Raw genomic sequence first — 1164 nt, 5'->3', positions numbered from 1 at the left:
CGAGTATCCGTCTTGGTCAAGGGCGTTCAGGCAGCCAATCTCGCCTCTCGCGAAGCAAAGTGTTCGCAAGGATGATGATGCGCCGCATGATAGCGGTAATGGCCACTTTCTTCGCCTTGCCGGCTTTTAGCAGCTGCTGATACTTGTCGTGCAGGTCTCGGTTGAAGCGGATGGCGACTAGTGCCGGCATATAGATCGCGCGGCGAATTGATGCCCTTCCGCCGGTGATCCGTTCCTTGCCTTGCCACTTTCCAGATTGTTGTGTCATTGGCGCAAGTCCGGCTAAGGCGGTGATCTTTTTGCTCTCGAGGTATCCCAGCTCCGGCATGTCGATCAGCATGGTGGTCGCGGTCAGGCGACCGATCCCCGGAATGGTCATCAAGCGGCGAATGCGCTCTTCAAGGGTGCCTCGCTGTCTGGCGATCTGCGCGATGACCTCGTCCAACGCTTGGATATCGGCACCGATATCCTCAATGCGGCGAGCAAGCTGTTCTCGCACCAGCGGGTTCAGTGCGGTGGCAAGCCGCGTCTTCGCGGTCACCTGATCTTTGACCAAAGCGCGACGGGCAGTCAGCAACTCCCTGAGATCATGAACATCTTCGCCCTCAACAGCTTGAGGCGTCAGGTCCAGCACAACACCCATGCGTGCCAGCATTCTGGCGTCGACGCTATCGGTCTTCGCCAATCGTCCGATTGCCTGCGCAAAGCGCCGCGCCTGCTTTGGATTGACCTTGATGAAAGGCTTCCCTGTCAGGCTCAGATGCCGTTCAAGCCCCCGGTGATAGGCGCCGGTCGCCTCGAAGACGATCAAAACATCCTCCTGCTGTCCCAGCCAATCGCACAATTGCTCGAATCCCTCGGGGGTATTGGGCAGGCAACATGCCTCAGCCCGGGAATGCCAGAAGACGTCGAGACGGTCTTTCGACACGTCAATGCCGATGGTATCCTTGGCCATCTTTTCTTCCTACCTATGCTTGTCATTCGGGCCCGCAGCCCACGTATCCGTTCAGGTCGTTAGAAAAGACGGGGGTTCGTCAAACTCGACCGCGGTCCTGCAAGACCAAGCTCCGCACGACGCCACCCCCGCCGCTGCCCCGCAGTTTGCGGTGCTGGGCAGCGGCTCCCTTTTGCCTCGGGAGCCCGGAATCTCATAAGACAAGCTCC

Annotated in this window: 1 protein-coding gene; it reads right to left on the bottom strand. The window is 58.9% G+C overall.

The genetic code is table 11. The features are described 5' to 3' along the window. Positions 1 to 16 precede the first annotated feature (16 nt). Positions 17 to 955: an IS110 family RNA-guided transposase gene (locus tag GL284_RS21210; RefSeq protein ID WP_155046389.1), complete on the bottom strand. Its 939-nt coding sequence runs from the start codon at positions 953 to 955 to the stop codon at positions 17 to 19. Between the last annotated feature and the right edge of the window lie 209 nt (positions 956 to 1164).

It is taken from the genome of Paracoccus shanxieyensis, assembly GCF_009711265.1.
Classification (GTDB): Bacteria; Pseudomonadota; Alphaproteobacteria; order Rhodobacterales; family Rhodobacteraceae; genus Paracoccus; species Paracoccus shanxieyensis.
The sequence above is the reverse complement of the archived record's forward strand: the minus strand, read 5'-3'. Positions and strand labels throughout refer to the sequence as shown.